General features: G+C 28.4%; 20 protein-coding genes. 16 read left to right on the top strand and 4 right to left on the bottom strand.

Annotation, left to right across the window (positions count from 1 at the left end; all coding sequences use genetic code 11):
* Positions 1-294: 294 nt before the first annotated feature.
* The 11 genes from QM746_RS10800 to QM746_RS10750 all read left to right on the top strand — a co-directional run bounded on the left by QM746_RS10800 (position 295) and on the right by QM746_RS10750 (position 10,716).
* Complete coding sequence (locus QM746_RS10800; RefSeq protein ID WP_414984234.1) at positions 295-618, top strand: hypothetical protein; 324 nt, start codon at positions 295-297, stop codon at positions 616-618.
* An 11-nt stretch (positions 619-629) separates the two neighbouring features.
* A complete protein-coding gene (locus tag QM746_RS10795; RefSeq protein ID WP_414984233.1) occupies positions 630-932 on the top strand; it encodes a hypothetical protein in 303 nt (100 codons plus the stop codon).
* A gap of 16 nt (positions 933-948) precedes the next feature.
* On the top strand, positions 949-1,809 hold the full coding sequence (locus QM746_RS10790) for a hypothetical protein (protein ID WP_414984232.1): 861 nt from the start codon (positions 949-951) through the stop codon (positions 1,807-1,809).
* A gap of 166 nt (positions 1,810-1,975) precedes the next feature.
* Positions 1,976-2,230, top strand: coding sequence for a hypothetical protein (locus QM746_RS10785; protein WP_414984231.1), 255 nt, complete (start codon positions 1,976-1,978; stop codon positions 2,228-2,230).
* A 5-nt stretch (positions 2,231-2,235) separates the two neighbouring features.
* Positions 2,236-4,857, top strand: coding sequence for a P-loop NTPase fold protein (locus QM746_RS10780; protein WP_414984230.1), 2,622 nt, complete (start codon positions 2,236-2,238; stop codon positions 4,855-4,857).
* A gap of 343 nt (positions 4,858-5,200) precedes the next feature.
* Complete coding sequence (locus QM746_RS10775; protein ID WP_414984229.1) at positions 5,201-5,791, top strand: TetR/AcrR family transcriptional regulator; 591 nt, start codon at positions 5,201-5,203, stop codon at positions 5,789-5,791.
* A 77-nt stretch (positions 5,792-5,868) separates the two neighbouring features.
* Positions 5,869-6,960, top strand: a complete 1,092-nt coding sequence (locus tag QM746_RS10770; RefSeq protein ID WP_414984228.1) for an alkene reductase — start codon at positions 5,869-5,871, stop codon at positions 6,958-6,960.
* A gap of 50 nt (positions 6,961-7,010) precedes the next feature.
* Positions 7,011-7,739: an SDR family oxidoreductase gene (locus QM746_RS10765; RefSeq protein ID WP_414984227.1), complete on the top strand. Its 729-nt coding sequence runs from the start codon at positions 7,011-7,013 to the stop codon at positions 7,737-7,739.
* 87 nt (positions 7,740-7,826) lie between these two features.
* Positions 7,827-8,591 carry an SDR family oxidoreductase gene (locus QM746_RS10760; RefSeq protein WP_414984226.1) on the top strand — a complete coding sequence of 255 codons (765 nt, stop codon included), beginning with the start codon at positions 7,827-7,829 and terminating at the stop codon, positions 8,589-8,591.
* Positions 8,592-8,593: 2 nt separating this feature from the next.
* On the top strand, positions 8,594-9,592 hold the full coding sequence (locus QM746_RS10755) for an NADP-dependent oxidoreductase (protein ID WP_414985143.1): 999 nt from the start codon (positions 8,594-8,596) through the stop codon (positions 9,590-9,592).
* Between the two features lie 107 nt (positions 9,593-9,699).
* Positions 9,700-10,716 carry a DUF6268 family outer membrane beta-barrel protein gene (locus QM746_RS10750; protein ID WP_414984225.1) on the top strand — a complete coding sequence of 339 codons (1,017 nt, stop codon included), beginning with the start codon at positions 9,700-9,702 and terminating at the stop codon, positions 10,714-10,716.
* A gap of 49 nt (positions 10,717-10,765) precedes the next feature.
* Here QM746_RS10750 and QM746_RS10745 read toward each other — a convergent pair whose 3' ends face one another.
* Positions 10,766-10,933, bottom strand: a complete 168-nt coding sequence (locus QM746_RS10745) for a hypothetical protein (RefSeq protein WP_414984224.1) — start codon at positions 10,931-10,933, stop codon at positions 10,766-10,768.
* Positions 10,934-11,249: 316 nt separating this feature from the next.
* Here QM746_RS10745 and QM746_RS10740 point away from each other — a divergent pair, with 316 nt between their 5' ends.
* Together QM746_RS10740 and QM746_RS10735 are read left to right on the top strand one after the other, a co-directional pair.
* A complete protein-coding gene (locus tag QM746_RS10740) occupies positions 11,250-11,831 on the top strand; it encodes a sensor histidine kinase (RefSeq protein ID WP_414984223.1) in 582 nt (193 codons plus the stop codon).
* Entirely contained in the window at positions 11,828-12,592 is a 765-nt protein-coding gene (locus tag QM746_RS10735; protein ID WP_414984222.1) for a LytR/AlgR family response regulator transcription factor, read from the top strand. The genes QM746_RS10740 and QM746_RS10735 overlap by 4 nt, the downstream gene beginning before the upstream one ends.
* 121 nt (positions 12,593-12,713) lie before the next feature.
* On the opposite strand, the gene QM746_RS10730 is transcribed toward QM746_RS10735, so the two are convergent.
* Positions 12,714-13,529 carry an AraC family transcriptional regulator gene (locus tag QM746_RS10730; RefSeq protein WP_414984221.1) on the bottom strand — a complete coding sequence of 272 codons (816 nt, stop codon included), beginning with the start codon at positions 13,527-13,529 and terminating at the stop codon, positions 12,714-12,716.
* A gap of 89 nt (positions 13,530-13,618) precedes the next feature.
* Between QM746_RS10730 and QM746_RS10725 the strand changes: the two genes are divergently transcribed.
* Genes QM746_RS10725 through QM746_RS10715 form a run of 3 tightly spaced genes read left to right on the top strand, consistent with a single transcriptional unit; the run spans position 13,619 to position 17,571 of the window.
* Positions 13,619-14,914, top strand: a complete 1,296-nt coding sequence (locus tag QM746_RS10725; RefSeq protein ID WP_414984220.1) for a TolC family protein — start codon at positions 13,619-13,621, stop codon at positions 14,912-14,914.
* 1 nt (position 14,915) lies between these two features.
* On the top strand, positions 14,916-15,968 hold the full coding sequence (locus QM746_RS10720; protein WP_414984219.1) for an HlyD family secretion protein: 1,053 nt from the start codon (positions 14,916-14,918) through the stop codon (positions 15,966-15,968).
* A 1-nt stretch (position 15,969) separates the two neighbouring features.
* Entirely contained in the window at positions 15,970-17,571 is a 1,602-nt protein-coding gene (locus tag QM746_RS10715) for an MFS transporter (RefSeq protein ID WP_414984218.1), read from the top strand.
* 72 nt (positions 17,572-17,643) lie between these two features.
* On the opposite strand, the gene ric is transcribed toward QM746_RS10715, so the two are convergent.
* Complete coding sequence (ric, locus tag QM746_RS10710; protein WP_374364142.1) at positions 17,644-18,363, bottom strand: iron-sulfur cluster repair di-iron protein; 720 nt, start codon at positions 18,361-18,363, stop codon at positions 17,644-17,646.
* A gap of 188 nt (positions 18,364-18,551) precedes the next feature.
* Entirely contained in the window at positions 18,552-19,145 is a 594-nt protein-coding gene (locus QM746_RS10705; protein WP_414984217.1) for a Crp/Fnr family transcriptional regulator, read from the bottom strand.
* Positions 19,146-19,471: the final 326 nt, after the last annotated feature.

Raw genomic sequence — 19,471 nt, 5'->3', positions numbered from 1 at the left:
ATAAAAAAGAAAAATATCGAATAAATAATATTTAAAATACTCAACATTAGCGAACTGATTTCTGTCTTTGAAAAAGTCGAAATTTACAATATCCACAGGGAAAAGTTTAGCAAATGTTCAAGTCTATGGCTTGAGCGTTGCTTTACTTTGTGGATAAGGGTTTCGACTCCCTCAAAGACAGGTAGAGTTTAACGTCTCAAGCCTTTTTTTGTTTTTACACACATATAGAATAAGGTTTTCCGTAAGGATTGTTGAGAAAAGATTTATAAAATTGAAAACTTAAATAATTTAACTATGAGAAAAATTTTATACTTAGCAGTGGTAGGAGTTACTATTCTTAGTTGTAACTCAGAAAACCATCAACACGATGGTTCGTATTCTATGAACATTCAGATGTTTGGAGTAAGTGTTAATTCAAAAACTGATTTGATTATCAACGGAAATAAGATAAAATACACAGACAGAATTTTGAACTGTAAACAATACAATGATAGGGTTGATGTTGAAAATGGTAAGATGATTTTCACTGTTGTTGATGGAGATTTAGTAACGAAAGTTCCAACATTAGGAAAACTTCGATATGTATTGATTTCGGGAGATAATAATTTGAACCAATAGATTAATTAGAGATGAAGAAACTACTTTTTTTATTGGTTGTAACTCTTACAATACTAAGTTGTAATTCCAAAGGAAATCATTACCACGATGGTAAATACCAAACAAAACTATTTTTTGTTGAGGTTAATTGTGAAATCAATGGAAGTGAAATCACTATAAATAATTCAGTAGCAGGAATTTCTAAATTAAAATGCACACAATATCCTGATAGAATAGAATATGAAGAAAAAAATGGTGTAACTCGAGTATTAACTGCCTTAGAGAACGGAGATTTAAAGCTCAATGAACAGATAATTTTTCAAAAAATTAAGTAGCAAAACACTTTAAATTATGAAAATAAAAATATTCTCTACACTTTTGATTTTAAAAGTTTGTTTTCTTTTTTCTCAGGAATTTGGAAATTTTTCTAATATTGAAAATTTCTTTAACTTAACAAAACAAGAAGTAGAATTTAAAATTAAGGATTCTGGTTATCAGTTTAAATCAAAAGATAAGTTGGGAAATAGTACTTATATAAAGAAAAATTCTACTTATATTTTTGTGGTTACTACAATATTTAATGGGAATCAGTTGAAATATTTTAGTTGGAATGATACTTTGATGAGAGGACAGTTCATAGTAAATGATATTGGAAACGATTCTAATTATAAAATTGATGAATCAAAAACAAATGATTACTTAGGTATCTTTACTTCTGTATCAGATGAAAAAGATTTACAAGTAAATATTTTCAAAACACAACCGAATTTACAAAAAGGTATGATTGTTTTCAGTTTGATGAAATGGGAGAGTAAACCAAATGGAAATGTTAAAAATAAAACTTTGGAAAATGAGAAAAATACCAAAACAGAAGTTAGCTCACTTGATGTATTAAAGAAATACGATGGTAAATATCCTGGTGAAGTTCATTTTTTGAAAAACGTGATTTTAAAGAAACGTTTGGTAAATTTAATAGGAAATGAAAAATATAACTATATGGTAAAAACGTGGGCAGTTGAAAATAATATTTTAGAATCGTGGGGTTGTGAAGCTCATAACTGTGATAGAACAAATTTTGATATTGTAATAGATTTTGATAAAGATAAATTGTATATCGGATATAGAGTTGAAGAAAGAATATTTAAGTTTGGAGAAGATCAGGATTATCCTGAATCAATATTAGAATGGGAGAAAGAAAATATGAAAAACTAATGATTTCAAATGTAGAACATCTTCAAAAATCAATTTTAAATATAAATATGAGTTTGTATTCATTAAAAAAAATAAAATTGTAGAATCTATTGATTCTTCGATAGTTGTTAATAAGTCCTCTGTGTTAAGAGGACTTTTTTTGTTAAATTTGTTGGAAATAATTAGTATGAAAATTGAAGATTATTACAAAGAATTGAAATCTGCTGATGATTTGATGAGTAATCATCTACATAACAAATTATCAACGTTATTGAGAAATATAATCCCTTTGGTGAAAAACACTGAACAAAAGAATGAATTAAAAGAATTCTATAAAAGATGTGAAGAACTTCCTTTTGCTGAAAAAGGTAGCGATGAATATATAGAGGTTAGAAGAATAACTTATGAAGTTTTAGAATATTTAGAAGAAAATTTGATATAATACAAATGTTAAAACACATATCAGTTAAGCACATTTTTTTTATTTTATTAAGTATTATTTCGATAATAATATTAACACCTTTTTTGGAATCATCGATTGATTTTATAATTGAGAAATCTAAAATAAGTGAAGTGAAATCTACATATTTATTAGATTCTTTAATTGTAGGATTTTTGATAATTACCACTTTAATAACAATAAAATTAATTCCAAATAAAAGGACAACACTTCTTTTATTGTTAATTGGTGGATTTTATTACTACCAAAGGTTTATAAATAATCACTACGAATTTTTAAGTTTTGAATTATTTTCTGATATAGTATATTTTGATGTGATTTTTCCGAGTGTTTTAGTATACATGGGAACTTATTTAAAATATTTTTTTAGAGGAAAATCTCAGGATGAAAATAAGTTGGAAGAAGATTCACCTGTTAAGAATAGTAAAGATGATGAATTGGATGGTTTGTTTTCTAAAACTGTTGAAAAAATCAAAAGTATAATAGATAAAAATAGTTTTGAAACATCTTACACCATTGGAATAAATAGTGAATGGGGTAATGGTAAATCCACTATTTTAGAAATGTTAAAGAACGAATTAAAAAATGATTCTAATAAAATAATAGTAGATTTTAATCCGTGGATGGGATTCGATAAAAAAGTTTTAATAAAAGATTTCTTTAATTCTCTATCTGAATCTCTCATAGATAATGATATTTCAAATGAGGTATATCAATATTCAGATGAGTTAGTTAATGCAACAGATAATTCTGTTTTGAAAATGATTAAGAATATTTTTTATAGAGAAAAATCATTAGAAACTTTATTTAAAAGTATTAACAACAAAATAGAACTGTTGAATAAAAAAATAGTTGTTTTTGTTGATGATATTGATAGGTTAGATAATGAAGAAATCTTTCAATTATTAAAATTGATTAGGAATACTGCAAATTTTAAAAAAACATATTTTATTATGGCTTATGATAGAGAATATGTTGTTAGCAGTATAAATGGTTTGAATGAGTATTCTTCCATTAATTATTTAGATAAAATTATAAATACTGAATTAACTCTTCCGTACTTTGATAGAAATATTCTTAAAGAAATTTTTAGAATAAAATTGATTAAAAAAATTGGAGAAAATTATAAGGATAGAGTTGATTATGCTTTGGATACGGGAATGGATAACTCTGATATTTTTGATGAAGAAGGATATGTATCAAATAATTTTAATAATTGGGTTACTAATATCAGACAAATTAAGAAATTGATTAATTCTATATTTATAAATTTTGATGGTTTTTTTGAGGAAATAAATTTTACGGACTTATTTTACATTGAACTATTAAAATTAAAATATCCCTATATATATAAAATATTATATTCTCAAAAAGAGAGTATATTGAGAGAAAGGTCAAACAAACTATACTTTAGAGAATTAGAAGAAAAGAGTTTTTTTGAAGAATATAGAGAAGAAAGGAATGTCTCAATTGTTGATTCTCAGAAAAAAACAGAATTTGAAGACACAGTTATAGGAGAAATATTAGAAAAATATTGTAATAAAAATAATATAATAGAAATTGAGAATAAGAAGATAAAATTATTATTGTTGAATCTCTTTGGAATTTATGATAAGAGTGGAATTACATTCTCAATATCAAATAAAAATAAAGATGAAAAGCTATCAATTTCTTACTCATATAAATTTGAGAGATATTTTTCTCAAATAGTATTCAAAGGAAATATATCAGAAAAAGAATTTGATGCTGTATTAAATTCTAATGAGAAAGAAAGAGAACAAACTATTTACGAATGGATCAATGAAGGAAGAGAGAAAGATTTAAAATTTCGTTTATTAAGTAGTATTAACTATAAGAATTCCGTCGAATTCGAAAATACAGTAAAATCTATATTTCAATTAGCAAATACCAATTCCCAAATTAATCAAAATCAAAAAATTGGTTTTGATTTTCAAAGATTAAGATATATAATCCAATATCCTAAAGGAGAAACCAAAATCATCAGTTTATATGAATCTGAAGATAAGTTAAAAGAATTTATTAAAAATATTTTTAACAATGCTATATATCCTTATGTATATGAAACGCAAATTCTTTATGCAATAAATTCAAATTTATACAGAGAAGAATTGGAATTTATTTTAGATATGGAGGAAATAAACAATATTTTAAAATCATATCTATTGAAATATTTAGATGAAACTAATGTTTTAGATAACAGTTTTTGGACTTTATTTAAATTCTGTAAAAAACTTAGTTATGAGGAAAGATTTAAAGTTTTTACTGTTTATGATGAAGCAAAAGAAAAAATCATTAATCTATTATCCAATGAAAATAATATTGAATTTTTTCTGAAATCTATTATTGAGAGAGGAATGGATGATAATGTTGGAAAAATTCATATAAATACAATAAAGGATATTTTTGGTAATGAAGAAAATTTTGAGAAACTAATTTTAAATGATGTAGATGAAGATAAGACTCCTTTGAAATTTGAGTTTAAAGATTTTTATTTAAAAGTTAAAAATAATGATTGGGAAGAAGTTGTTTATGATTTTATATATTTAAAACCTAACAGAGAATCCTATGAAATTCTTACGACGAGATAATGAATTTTTACAAATTGTATACTAAATATTTGTAACATTCCATAAACAGTAGAGAGAAACTTTCTGTATCGGCAAATAAATAAACTTTTCTTTGGTTTCTTTTTCTTTCTTTTGTTTTACAATTGTTTATGTAAATTTTATTTTCGTTTATTGATATTTTTATATAAATGTACTACTTAAGAAAATATATAAACGTTAAAGCTAGCTGAAAATATTTTAGCAATCAGAAAAACTGAATATATTCAAGCGCGATTATATTTTTTTTATAAAATATACTTTTTGGTATATTTTATTTGTTTGTTAAATAAACTTTTTAGTATATTTGCAGAGTCAAAAAAAAGTAATGTTAACTAAAGCAGAAAAAACAAAAAACTTTATATTAGAAACAGCTGTTCCTCTTTATAACGAAAAAGGAATATCAGGTGTGAGTATAGATGATGTTTTGGAAGCAACTAAACTTACAAAAGGTTGTCTTTATGGTCATTTTAATGGTAAAGATGATTTGTCTGAGCAGGTTATTGATTATTCTTTAAATAAAATGACAGCCAAAATGATGATTGTTGTTTCTCAGGGGAAAACAGCTAAAGAGAAGCTTTTTCTTTATCTTGATTTTTATAAAAATCCTATTGATACATTTATTGCTGGAGGTTGTCCAATTTTTAATACTGCAGTAGAGGCTGATGATAATTTTCCTATTATTAAAAAGAAAGTTGCTGCAACTTTGAGAGCTGGACAAGAAGGGTTAGCAAAAATTTTACAAGATGGGATAGATAATAATGAATTTTCAGAAAAACTTAATCCAATTATTTTTGCTTTTAAACTAATGGCAGCTGTTGAAGGAGGAATTATTCTTTGTAGAACACTGGAGACTTCTAAACCAATGACAGAATTAATTAAAAGTCTTAAAAACGAATTAGAACTGTATCTAAAGTAATTTTTTCAACTTAAAATATACTAAAAGGTATATTTTAAAATAAATAATACTTTAAAATCAATTAAAAATAAAAAATTATGAGAAACAAATTATTCGAAAGCTATGAGCTAAATGATCAAAAATTAAACAATAGAATTGTAATGGCTCCAATGACCAGAGCTCGGTCTGCAAATGAGGGAAATGTTGCAACAGAACTTACAGCAACTTACTATGCACAACGCGCTTCTGCAGGTCTAATCATTAGTGAAGGGACTTTTATTAGTGAAGAGGGAATAGGATTTATTAATGTTCCATCAATTTATACAAAGTCTCAGATTGAAGGTTGGAAAATCGTAACCAAAGCAGTCCATGATAAAAATGGAAAAATATTTGCTCAACTTTGGCATACAGGAGCATACTCTCATCCAGACTTGCACAATGATAAATTGCCATTAGCACCATCAGATTTTAATCCTCAACAACAAGCTTTTACACAAGAGGGATTTAAAACTACTGTTGCACCGCAGCCAATGACGATTGAAGATATCAAAAGAACAGTTCAGGATTTTAAAAATGGAGCAATCAATGCCTTCGATGCTGGTTTTGATGGGATAGAACTTCATGGCGCAAACGGATATTTGCTACAGCAGTTTTTTAGCAAAAATTCAAATTATAGAAGCGATGAGTATGGAGGTTCGCCAGAAAATAGAGCAAGAATCCTTTTCGAAATTCTAGATGAAATAAAGCAAGTTATCGACATTAAAAAAGTTGGCGTACGTTTCAATCCTTCTTTAAATGGAATTATGGGGATTTCTGTGGATGATGAAACTATCTCAACCTATAATTATATTATTAATAGATTGAATGATTATGATTTAGCTTATATTCATTTAATTGAACCTTTCACAGATGTTACTAATAACGAAAATGCAATTCCAGAAGTTGCAAAACATTTCCGTAAAATTTATAATGGAAGTATCATTATCAACCGTGCTTTCAATAAAGAAACTGCTACCAAAGTTTTAGAAGATGGTGATGCGGACTTGGTATCATTTGGCGTTCCTTTTATCGCTAATCCAGATTTGGTAGAACGTTTCAAAACAGACGCTCCTCTTAATGCACCTGACAAAAAAACTTTTTATACACCTGGAGAAAAAGGATATATAGATTATCCATTCTTAAGTAAATAGTAGAAAAATATATAAATAAAATATCATTAATATTAATAAAAAGAATTGAAATGAAAACAACAGGAAATACCATATTCATTAGTGGTGGAAGCGCTGGAATAGGATTAGCAATAGCTAAAAAATTAAACCAAGCAGGAAATAAAATTATCATTAACGGAAGAAACGAAGAGCGCCTTCAAAAAGCATTGTCAGAACTTACAGATGCTGTCGGAATTCAGGGAGATTTATCTGTTGAAGCAGATAGAATCCGCATCGCTGAAGAGCTGAAAACCAATTATTCCGACGTCAATATTATCGTAAACAATGCTGGTTCAGCTTTTGCCTATCTATTAAGCGAAACAACCAACGCTCACGAAAAAGCTCAGATTGAGATGAATACCAATTATTTTGCAATTATTCACTTTACAGAGCTTATGATTCCACATTTGTTGGTAAAAGAAGAATCAGCTGTAGTTAATATATCCTCTATTGCAGTGTATGGAAGTCATAAATTTTTACCAACTTATGGAGCAACTAAAGCAGCTTTACATAGCTATACAACAGCCTTGAGGCAAACTTATGAAGAACAGAAAAGCCTTCAAATCTACGAAGTATATCCTCCTTTGGTAAACACAGATTTCTCTGCAGAAATTGGTGGAGCAGCGGGAATTCCGCCAAGTGAAGTGGCAGACGAATTATTCATCGGGTTAGAAAATAATCAATTTGATATTCCTGTAGGAGATTCAAAAATCTATGCCAATGCTATTGGTGAGGCAATGTTAAAATTAACTCAGGCTTAAAAAAAAATAATTCAATATAAACCAATCATTTTCTGTAATTTAACATAGTTAATGATTGGTTTACATTTGTTTTTAATTTTCACCATTATGAATTTAAAAAATAAAACAATTCTAATTACAGGAGGAGCTTCCGGAATCGGATTGGAAGCTGCAAAACAGTTTCTAGCTTTAGGGAATAAAGTTATTATTACCGGAAGAAATCAAATGAAACTAGAGACCGTAAAAAAGCAGTTTCCTGAAATAATTGTCATTCAATCTGATGCTTCAAAAGAAGAAGATGCTATTGCGCTTTTCGAAAAAGTAAATGCTTTAGGTGGAATTGATATTTTGTATAATAATGCCGGAGTTGGCGTTCCTCCGTTGAATTTGGGAATTGCTAACAAAAAACATCTGGAAGGAGCAGTTTATGAGATGGAGGTCAATTATTTTGGCGTCATTCGTATGAATAACCTTTTTATAGAAATGTTGAAATCTCGCAAAGAATCAGCAATTATTAATACAACATCCATTCTCAGTATAGTTCCATCGGTATTGGAAGCGACTTATTCTGCTTCAAAATCTGCTTTAGCATTTTATACAAAGACATTGAGGTCGCATTTGCAGTCAATAAATGCTTCTGTGAAAGTTTTTGAATTGTTACCACCATTGGTTGATACAGAGATGGTAGCAGACAGACAGGATAAAAAAATTAGTACCACGCAATTGGTAAATGGATTAATTGAAGGTCTTAAAAATAATACTGAAACCATTAGAGTAGGCGATAGCAAAGCAATTTATATTCTTAATCGTTTTTTTCCAAAAAAGGCTTATAATTTAATCAATGCAAAAAAAGAATATACAAAATTAAAATAATGATGAAAGCATTTTTAATCAATAAATACACAAAACAAGGTTTACAGTTGGCAGACGTTTCTGTACCAAAAATAAAAGACAACGAAGTTTTGGTTGAAATTCATGCTTCAGGTTTAAACCTTCTGGATTCCAAAATAAAAACAGGAGAATTTAAATTAATTCTTCCTTACAAAATGCCACTTATTTTAGGTCATGACCTTTCAGGAATTGTAAAAGAAGTTGGGAAAAATGTAAAAAAATATAAAATAGGAGACGAAGTTTATTCTAGACCAGCCGATTTTCATATAGGAACTTTTGCAGAATATATTGCAGTTAGAGAAGAAGATTTAGCACCAAAACCAAAAAATATATCGATGGAGGAAGCAGCTTCTGTTCCTTTGGTTGCATTGACAGCTTGGCAGGCTTTGGTAGAAATAGCTAACCTAAAAAATGGACAAAAAGTATTTATTCAAGCTGGCTCTGGAGGTGTTGGAACTATTGCAATTCAATTGGCAAAGCATCTTGGCGCAACGGTTGCAACTACTGCAAGTGCAAAAAATTTTGATTTTTTAAAAGAGTTAGGTGCTGATATATTAATTGATTATAAAACTCAAAATTTTGAGCAAATTCTTCAAGATTATGATGTGGTTTTGAACAATCAAGATAATAAAACACTGGAAAAATCTTTAAATATTTTAAAAAAAGGAGGCAAAGTAATTTCAATTTCTGGACCTCCAACACCTAAATTTGCAGAAGATATTAATGCCAATGGGTTGGTGAAAATGATAACAAGATTTCTAAGCTTTGGAATTAAGAAAAAAGCAAAAAAGAAAGAGGTTCATTTTACATTTCTTTTTATGAAGGCAAACGGAAAACAACTTGCAGAAATTACAAAATTAATAGAATCTGGAATAATAAAACCGGTTATAGATAAAGTATTTCCTTTAGAAGACACCAATAAAGCTTTGGAATATGTAGAAAGTGGTAGAGCAAAAGGAAAAGTGGTGTTGAAGTTGAAATAAATTATTTAATAAAAAATTTCAAGTCGTTTTTTGTCCGCTTCACTTTTATTTTTTAATTTTTTATAAGGTCTCCGACATACATTTGTTGTTATAAAATAATCTTTGAGGTGGTTAATAAAAATATCTTAAAAAAAGTTTCATTAATATCGTTTTGTTTTACAATAACTGTTTTTAATTCTCAACAGAAAGATTCTATAAAAAAGGTTACTTTAAAGCCTAATACCTCAAAGATAATCAAAAAAGAAGCTGCGGAACGATTCCCCAAAACCCGCCTACTTAATATAGAATATAATCAATTGTCACCATACAATTATTCTTCTAACTACAAAGAGACACCACTGCCTGAAGGAAAAGTTAAGAATGTGTCTCAAATAAGTGTTTCTTCTAATGTCAATATTATTAAGAAAAAAAAATGGTCTTTTTCTACCATTCTCAATTATCGCTATATAAACACAACGGCTGACGCTTCTGATATTTTCAGCGATAATAAAAATTTAACGAGACAAAAAGAAGATTTTCATTATTTTTCAGGCTCAGCTAGTTTAGGTTATTATTCTAAACTTTTTGGAAAAACGATGATTTATTCTGGTACAGCAACTGTAGATGCTAGTGATAAGGATTTTGGTAGATTAAGAGGTTTTTTGACGGCTACAATGGTCTTAAAAGCAACTCCCGAAACAAAAATGACAGTAGGAATTATAGGTTTAGTTGATCCAAATGCAATAGTACCTGCATTTATGACTTTTTCTTATGAACATCAATTCAATAATGGGTGGATTTTTGATGCAATTATTCCCAAATGGGTTTATATAAGAAAAGAAGTTTCAGACCAAGGAAGATTATCTTTTGGAACAGAGCTGGGAGGAACTTTATTTTATGTATATAATAATGATAAGGCTTATACATTTAGCCAAATGGATATTAATTCGGGATTTTTATACGAGCAGACATTAGGTAATTCATTTATTCTATCGGCAAAAACAGGTGTATGCTATTCTCCTTCATCAAGATTGATGGAAAAGGATGCCGAGTTCAGTGATTATATTTTTGATACAAAACCAAAACCTTCATTTTATTTTAATGTAGGTGTTTCATTTAATCCTTTTAAGAAAAGTAAGCAATAGTTTAAGATAGAAAGCAATTTAAATAAACTAAATTTACAATTATAAATTATTACAAAATGCTAAGGAAATATAAAAAAATAATTACAGATAAAAGCAATTTGGCAGAGATAAGAGCTGTTAGCTTTGTTCTTAGTGCTATAGTTTCTTTGTTGGTTTTTGTTTTTTTGGTGCTTTTTTCAGGAACGGATTTTAAAACCCATTTTCTGTCTACCTTCATTACCTTTGTTTTTATGATGGTTAACAGTTACATTATTTATATAATTTTAAAGTTTTCATCAATACGATTTACAGAAGGTAGTATAAAATATAAGCTTTTTGCTTATTCTTTGGCATATTTTTCTGGAATTTTCTTGTTTTTATTTGTCTTTTTATTTACCCTACCAATTACTGATTTTAAAATTGACCTATTACTCGATAAGAAGATGATTTCCACCTTTATTATTGAGAGCTTGATATTTACAACACTTATTATTTTGTTTCAGAATTTTATTTTTGTTCAAACAGACCGAAACAAAATCAAACTTGAAAATGCAATGTTGAAAATAAAAAGTGCAGAAGCCGTCAATCTACTTTTAAAACAACAAATGCATCCTCATTTTTTATTTAATTCACTTCATACGATTAAGATTTTATATAAAGATAATCCAGAATTAGGAGAGGAATATTTGGTATATCTAGCTGATTTTCTCAGAACAACAATCACAGAAACACATTCTGTAACAGCAACAGTAGATGAGGAAATTAATCTTTTAGAAAACTATCTTAAAATGCAAAAGATGCGTTTTGATAATGCTTTACAATGGGAAATTATTAACGATGAAATAGATCTTACAAGAATTGTATTACCCGCATTATCGTTGCAACCATTGGCTGAAAACGCCATTAAACACAATTATTTTTCACAAAAAAATCCTTTGCTAATTATAATAGAAATTAAAAATGGATTTTTAAAAATTTCTAATAACATTAGTAAAAAGAAATATGCAGATTATTCTGTAGGAACTGGTTTAATGAATATTTCCGAGCGCTATTATATGTGGTGTGGAGAAGATTTAGAAATTCTTGATGATGGAAATTTCTTTATTGTGAATCTAAAGCTCAAAAAAATAGAATGAAAATTGTTATCATTGAAGACGAAAAACTAATGGCTAAAGATCTTAGCCAAACCTTACAGAAGATAGATGCTACCATTGAAATTGTTGCAGTACTTTCTTCTGTAGAAGATTCTTTAGTTTATTTATCTAAAAATGAGGATGTTGATTTGATATTCAGTGATATTGAGTTAGAAGATGGGCTTAGTTTTGAGATTTTTGAACGATTAAAACTCAATATTCCAATTATTTTTTGCACTGCGTATAATGAATATGCTTTGCAAGCATTTCGAGCAAATGGAGTAGAATATATTTTAAAACCTTTTAACGAAAATGTACTTCAAAAATCACTCGAAAAGCTCGAAAATTTGAAACAATCTTTTCAAAAAAAACTACATCATGAGTATAAAGCAAGTTTGGATGCTCTGGAAAGTTATAGAAAAAGAGAGAATAATATATTTATGCTTAAGTATAGAAATCAGATTTTACCAATTTCTTTTGATAAAATAGCACTCATTTTCAAAGAAGATGAGCTTACATATATCTATACAGATAACGAAAGATTATACACAATTCCATATAAATTAGAAGAAATGGAAAAGAAAGCAGGAGCAGGATTCTTTAGAGTAAACAGGCAGTTTTTAGTTAACCGAAATTCAGTAAAAGAAATTAATAATTACAATAATCGCAAGCTCAAAATTTTATTTGATTTTCCTTTTGAAAAAGAAGTTTTAGTAAGCAAAGAAAAAAGTCCTAAATTTCTTAAATGGTTAGAGGAAATTTAATTCGAATTTTTTGTTTCACCTACGATTTTGTCCGTTTCACATTCTTAAAACATTGATAAACGTTTTTTCAAGATTAATTTTGATTAATAATTTAGAATTTAATTAATGAAAAAACGGTTTTTTATATTTCCGAGGCATCATAATTAAAAAATAATTTAAACTCCGAAGGTCTTTTTCCAACTATTGTAAAAAAAGCATTGCTAAATGCAGAAATGCTATCATAGCCTGTTGCAAAAGCAATTTCGCTAATAGACATATCTTTATTCATCATCATTTCTATAGAGCGTATTATGCGTGCCAACTTAAGATATTGGAAAAATGAAATACGCAAATGTGTTTGGAAATTTCGAGATAAAGTACGTTCGCTTACACCAAATTTTTTTCCTAATGTTTCTAAAGTAATTTTTTCTTGCAGATTAGTTTGTATGAAAAGCAGAATTTTCTGCATATTTTCGTTGGTTGTAGTAGGTAATGCAAAAGGAAGATTTTTTTGTTTCATATCTTCTAAAAGGTCTACTAATGTGCTAATGAATTTGAACCTGAAATCATTGGGAAAGAGGTTTCCGTTCCATTGCATTGCATAGTGAGACATTTCAAAAATAACGGGAGTTACGGGATATATGCCTGTTTTTTTGTAAAAATCGTTTTCTGGTAAAATTGAAGTTGGTATATAACATGTAAAGATAGTATCGGTATGTGTTTTATGCCAAATTTGATGTTCTACACCTGCAGGAATCCAAGAATAATGCCTAGAAGGAAGCAAGTATGTATTGTCTTCTAAAACTAAAAATGTAGCACCTCCTTCTGCGTAACACAATTGCGCTTTTTCATGTTTGTGCAAAGGTAATTTCATGGGATTATTAGATGACAAAAGAAAAATACTATCTTTTTCGTCGTCAACTTTTACAAAATCTTCTAAACTTGTCAATTCTTTCATTGTCTGGTTCTAGCAAAACAATGGCAAATTATATAAAATATTTGAATGGACAATGCAATAATTTTGCAGATTGAAATAAAGAAATATATATGAAAAGAAAAATAGGAACATTTTTTATGCTTTTCAACCTATTGTTTTCCCATGTTTTAATTGCTCAAAATCAACCTCAATTCAGCACTTTGAAAGAACTTTGGCGTGAGGCAGATCAAAATAATATGCAGCTTAAAATAGTGAAAACCAATCTTGATAAATCTCGTGTAAGAACAGATATTTTGAAAGAAGAACGGTTGCCAGAAATTGGAGTTGATTTAGAATATTCGCAGATTAGTAATATGCCTGTTTTTACAAACGGATTGTTTAATTCTCCACAGTATAACGCTGTTGTTCATCATTCTTATTCGGCAGAATTAAATGCTGATTTTAATCTTTATAATGGAGGAAAACTTAAAAATTCTATTCAGCAAAACAAATTAAATGAGAATATAGCCCACGAAAAAATACTTAGAGAGGCTACAGATGTTCATTATCAAATTATAGCTTATTATCTTGATATTTATAGAAATGTAGAGTATGAAAATTTTCTAAAAAAAGATATTAAAGAAAGAGAAACTCATCTGAAAGACATTAAAAATTTGTTCGAAAAAGGAGTAATACTTAAAAGTGATGTTTTGAGAGCCGAGCTTAGCCTCAGTCAACAAAATGAAATCTTAAAAGTAACCGAAAATAATATTGCCATTAGTACAAATGCAATTAACAGGATTACCGGTGCTGCGGAAAACAGAAAAATTATGCCCGAGTTAGATTTTAAGGTTTACATAGATGAAAACAATTCGGTAGAACAAGTTCACGATTATAAAATTTTACAAGATGAAACTTCGAAAAGCCAATTAGAACTTCAAAAAGTAAAAAGTAATGTTTATCCTAAAATTAACCTTTTTGCTCATTATGGCTATAGCTATCCTCAAATTTTATTTTATCCTTACGAAATTGCATGGTATGGTTTAGGAATGGCTGGTGTAAAAGTAACTTTCCCTATTTCTAATTTATATACCAACAAAAAGAAAAGACAGCAAGCAGAAATAGAAATTTCATCTAATCAATTAAAAACAGAAGATTTTCAGCAGAAATATTATGAGGAATTGAGCAGATTGCAGATTCGATATAAAGAGTCTTTAGAAAAAATTGAAATTGCCGAGAAAAATATTGATTTAGCCAATGAAACTTATAGAATAATGAAAAATTCTTACTTCGCACAATTGGTTCTTCTTACGGATTTTCTTACTGCTGAAAACGAATTATTACAAGCAAATTTTGATTATGCTACAGCAAAAACTAACGCCGAATTGTTAAAATATCAGTTATTAAAACTTAGTGGAAAATTATAAAATGAAAAATAAAATTAGAAAAAAAGACCTTTGGATTAAATGGATTTCGGGTACGATAAGTGTAATAACAATTATAATATTAGGAATTTGGGGTATTTCTATCTGGAGACAACATCTAAAATATGAAACCACCAATGATGCACAGGTAGAAATGTATATTAATCCTATCAACAGTAGAGTTACGGGCTATATAAGAGAAATTAAATTTGAAGAAAATCAATTGGTTCACAAAGGTGATACTTTGGTGATAATTGATAATAGCGATTATAAAGTGCAATTAGATGCAGCTAAAGCGAATGCTAATAATGGCGTTGCTCAGGTTGAAATATTAGATGAACAGATTGCAAATGCGCAACAAGATGTTGCCGTAAATCAAACGAAAATTCAGGCAGCTAAAGCAAAACTTGAATTGGCTCAAAGCGAATACAACCGTTACAAAGATTTGTATGATATGGAATCTGCTACTAAACAACAGTTGGAAAACAAATTAACTAATCTTACGGTTGCTAAAGCAGAATATGCTTCAGTTGTTAAGAATGTATCTGCTTCTGAAGGTAAAGTAAATGCGGTGAAATCTCAAAAATCTGCAATAAATTCAGAAATAGAACGCAGAAATGCAATTACCAATCAGCAAAATCTTACCATGTCTTATACTGTAATTACGGCACCTTATGATGGTAAAATGGGAAGAAGAAATCTGCAAGTTGGGCAATTAATTCAGCTAGGGCAAACAATAGCTTATATTGTAGATTTACATTCTGGGAAATGGATTATTGCCAATTATAAAGAAACTCAAATGAGTGATTTGAACATTGGAAATGAGGTAGATATTGAAATAGATGCAATACCAGAAACAACTTTTAAAGGAGTAGTAGAATCTTTTTCGGCGGCTACAGGTTCTCGGTTTTCTGTGATGCCTCCAGATAATTCTACTGGTAATTTTGTGAAAACAGCTCAGCGTATTCCTGTGAAAATTCGTTTTAAAAATAATCAAAATTTAGAAAAAATTTTCGCCGGCATGAATGTAATTACACATATTAAGAAATCTAAGTAAAATGCCACAAGAACATCATTATTTTAAAATAGGTGTGCCAGAGTGGTTTAAATATGTTGCGGTAATTACAACTTTATTTCCTACAATTATGGTATTTTCTGCTGCAACAGTAGGCATACCTCAATCTATGGGATATTATGGTATTTCGGCTAATGATGTACAGTTTGGGATGTTGGTTTTTTATGCTGTAGTAGTTGGATATACGCCTTTGGGTTCAAATTTTTTTTCCAGATTACCACCAGTTACATATTTGTGGATTTCTGTTTTATTACAAGCTTTGGCACTTTATGGTGCGTATCAAGCAAAAAGTTTAGAATTTTTATTGGTGATGCGTTTTTTCAATGCTATTTTCAATACGGGTATCAATAATATTTGTTTGGATATATTATTTAGAAAATTGAAAACTCCAAACGCCAGAGAAATTGGTTATGGCTTTTTCTATGGGATGATTCTTTCGGCGGTGGTACTTTGCGGCTTGTTAGGAGCTTATTCTTTCGAAAATCAGGATGTTAATAGTTTCTACAGATTTGTTATTTTTAGTTTTTTGCCAGGTCCTATTATGCTTACTTTTATTTTGAGAAATAAGCCATTGGTTCCATTTAAATTAATCAGATTGTCAAAAATGGGATGGACAGATTTTGTACTCTTGTCCGTTGTGATGATTAGTGTAGGATATGTTCTCATTTATGGACAAGAACTTGGTTGGTACGATCATCCACATATAATTTGGGCAACTGTAATTTTCGTTATTTTTTTGGTTTTAGAATTGTTTCGATTACTTAATTTGGAAAATCCTTATATCAATCTTTCCATTTTTAAATCTGCTAATTTCAGATTTGGAATTTTGCTTTTAATTATTCTTTATTTTATTAGAGGAGGGTTTAATCTCACTCTTACTTATTATTTTGAAATATTAGAAAGTCCCGTTTTAGAAACTAATGAATTGCTTTTGTTCAATGTATTAGGGATTTTGATAGGATGTGTAGCGTCTACTTATATGCTAATTAAAAAAATCAACATTAGACTTATATGGATTGGAGGATTTATTACCATGTTTTTGTATTACGGATTAATGAGTTTTAGATTTTCCCTCAACGCTTCTGTCGAAGATTTTATTATTTTACTTGTGATACAAGGCATTGGGCAAGGTCTTCTAATGAATCCTATAATTGAGTTTTACATTTCAGCAGTTCCAGCCAGATTATCTGCTTCATCTGCTACTTTTGGAGTAATGATGCGTTATGTATTTTTTGCAACAAGTTTGAGTTTTATCAGTTATACTCAAATTCATTCTATTGCGGAACATCAACAGCAATTAACCCAGAATTTTAATTCAGTTAATGTTCATTATCAAAATTATTTAAATCAAATGAAAATTCATTTTGAAAATCAAGGAATATTAGCTGGGAAATCTGAAATTTTGGCAAATTCTAGTTTGAGAAAAGTTGTACAAAAAGAATTGTTTATAGAATATGCTCAGAATTATTATCAATGGATTTGTTTATTAATTATCGTCACAATTATACTGGTGATTCTAATGCCAACCATCAATAAAACTGTAGTAAATATCAAAAATAAAAGACCTTTCGGGGCTGGATTTTAAATTTTTAAACAAAAAAATTTTGTTGATAAAAATAGAAAAAGGTCTCTTTTGTTGAGACCTTTTTCAGGGTTTTTAATGAAATTCAGTTTCTAATTTTATAGCTTTTGGAAATAAAATATTATTTTCTAAATGAATGTGTTGATGTAAGTTATCTTCAAATTCTTTTAAAAGTGCAAAAGTAACTTTGTACGTGTTGCAAGCGTGAGTTGGTGGAGTATAATTACTAGAAAGTTCAGAAATTTTCTCGAATCTTTCTCCTTCGTTTTGGTGTTCGTTTTTCATCATCGAAATAGGATTTTCTACTGTTCCGAAATGTGGTGTTAACAAAGGTTTGTTCTCTATTTTTGCACTCACCATATTTCTTATAAAAGGGAAAAGTATCATTTCTTCTTTTTGTAGATGATGAGTTAATTCTTGTGCAGATTGATTAAATAAAACTTCTATTTCCTTTAATTCTGGGTTGTGGTCTCCGTGTACTTTTACTACTTTGTTAAGATAAGGTTTTATCTCTTCAATTTTAGAAATTACATATCTGTGATGCGTTTTTTCGATGTAATCTGCTAATAAATCTAGCTCCCAAGAATTAAAATCGATGTTTTGTTCTGTAATTTTTGTAGTATCTTTTAACTCTTTAATTAAAACATTTGGGTCTAAATTTTTTCTGTCGCAAGCTTCGGAAATGGTTCTATTTCCGTTACAACAAAAATCTATTTTGAATTTTTTAAAAATACTTGCTGTTTTGTAGTTTTGAGCTACTAATTCTCCAATTATTTGATTTTCTGCAATCTCCATTTTATATTTTTTAAGTGTTGAAATTTTTATCTTAAATGATAAATTCAAATTACTTAGCAAATATCATCACAAAACTTATTACCAGTTTATGATTCAAGTCATAAGCGGTAATTAATATTTTTTGTTTTTATTTAAAGTGTTGAAAATTATGTTTTTATGAAATGAAATTTAACGATAATTGGTTAAATTTAATAAAAAACTTTTCCGTTTACAATTTGAAGTTTGCCATCTTTTTCCATTTTTTTTATGGTTCTAATAATGGTTTCAATTCTTAGTCCTGTCATATTAGAAAGTTCTTTTCTGGTAAGTTCTATAATTATTTTTTCGTCTTTTCCTTCTTTATAATCGTTTAATTGCTTTATAATTCGGTCTTCGGGATTTAAAAAAACAATATTTTTGAGCGAATTACTTTTGATAATAGATTTTTCGGCTATTGATTTGGTAAATTCTAAAGACCAATCAGGATTATTTTTAAGATATTGTAAAAATTTTTCTCTTTTTATACGAAGGATTTTTGCAAATTCTGAAGTTACTTCTACTGTTCCAGGAAACGGTTTTTCTAGCAAAACGGCAGGTTCGCCAAAAAAGTTATTTTCTCTAACCTTATGTTGAAGAAACTCTTTTCCTTCTGGCGTTAAGTTGTAAACCGATAGTTCGCCTTCTAGCAAATAATAGAAATACAAAGAAGTGCTTCCTTCGTTTATAATTAAGCTGTTTTTTTCGTGCTTTTTTATTTCGGCGTTGGTTTCTTTGATAAAATTTTCGGTTATATTTAAAAACATAAATTTTAGCTTTTAATTTGAGGTAAAATTATAAAATATGAATTCAAGAATGATTAAAATTAATAAATAATCACAAAAAAGCACCTTTGACGGACAAAGATGCTTTGGTTAAAATAAATAGCATTAAATGCTTAATTATGAAAAGAGTCTTAAAAAAAATTATAAAGTGTTTTTGTTTTTTTTAGGATTTTTAATGTATTTGTTTGTTAACCAATTTCTTACGGGTTCATCATATAATTTAAGAATAAAATAAGATAAGCCTATTGATAATATTAGAATTAGCATTCCGATTGGGAAAGATTCAAAAATTCCCAATTGTTTTTTAG

Source organism: Cloacibacterium sp., from assembly GCF_047601505.1.
In the GTDB taxonomy this organism is placed as follows: Bacteria; Bacteroidota; Bacteroidia; order Flavobacteriales; family Weeksellaceae; genus Cloacibacterium.
This window is presented reverse-complemented; position numbering and strand designations above follow the sequence as displayed.